Consider the following 1,339-nt stretch of genomic DNA (forward strand, 5'->3'; position numbering starts at 1 on the left):
ATCGATGAAGAACAAGAATACTGCCTATTTGAGAAAGCAAGAAGGGCGGCCGACAACGGCTTTTTCTCGGCTTATATGGATTACATGAAGATACCCTGAATCTTCCAACGCTTAACCGTTGCAAATACTTCACGCATGACCACCCGCCCCAGTTGTTCAATCAGACCAGCTCGCTCCGCGACCGGGATAAAGGCGGCAGGGCTGATGTAGCCTTCAACAGGGTGCTTCCAACGTACTAACGCTTCTGCGCCGTTGATGGTGAAATCACGGGCGTTAACCTTAGGCTGATACCACACCTCTAAACCATTCTGCTGCAGTGCTTTCTGAAGTTCGATTTCGAGCCAAAGACGCATACGAGCTTCTTTGTTCATTTGTTCGTTGAACTTGATTAAGCGGTTACGACCTCGGTCTTTCGCTTCATACATCGCAGTATCGGCGTTTTGCAGCAAAATACGGGCATCAATGCCATCTTGTGGGAAGCTAACACTGCCAATCGAACAAGCTAAGCGCTTACTAAAGTGGTGCAGATCGAACGGTTGGTTGATCAGCGAGATGATCTTCTCTGATAGGGTTTCAACTGTCTGCTTGTGCTCTGGCTCTGGCAGGATGATACCAAATTCATCACCACCTAAGTGACCCACCACTGCACGTCTTGGTAATAGACGCTTCAGGCGCGAGGCGACCTCTTTGATCACCTTGTCACCAATATGATGGCCGAGTGAGTCATTGATATTTTTGAAGTTATCAATGTCGAGGTACAGCATCACAACCGGTGTTTCATTGTGAATGAATTGCTCGAGTCGCTTGGTGAAACCAACACGGTTATACAGCCTGGTTAGGTCGTCGATATAGGCATCTTCGTTAACGGCTGTCGTAATGGTTTTGGGTGTCTCTTGTGCGTCTTGAATCAAGACTAACTGAGTCGTACTGCCTAACAAGGCGGTTGAATCAATATGCAACTGAACCTTGCGTTCAAAGCCACAGCGCGCGCCAGTTAAGCACACCAAACCAGACTCAGACACAATCGAGCTGAGCTTATTGTTAAAGACTGTTTTGGTTTGCTCATCAATAAACAGGCGACCTAGTTCTTCGCCAAGCAGTTCTGATGGCGAGTTAAACCCAAGCAAACGTGCGACTTGGCTTCGGACTCTTCAAGTGAGCGTACTAGAACTTGGTTTTCAGAGGTGTCAAAGGCGTGGAAAACAATGTAATCCGTCTCTTTGCCGTTAGACAGTGGGGCGAGGCTGAAGTGAAGGCTGGTGTCGAGGTCGGTCTCATTAAGCGTGATTTCCGCTTCAATGGATTCGCCTTTAAAAGCGCGTTCGTAATAAGGCTTAAG

The 1,339-nt window shown here is 47.9% G+C and carries 1 pseudogene; it reads right to left on the bottom strand.

The window, feature by feature from the left end:
* Positions 1–89 precede the first annotated feature (89 nt).
* Positions 90–1,339, bottom strand: a pseudogene (locus KIV40_RS27145) (putative bifunctional diguanylate cyclase/phosphodiesterase); the annotation flags it as partial.

The sequence above is a fragment of the Vibrio sp. D173a genome (genome assembly GCF_030248475.1).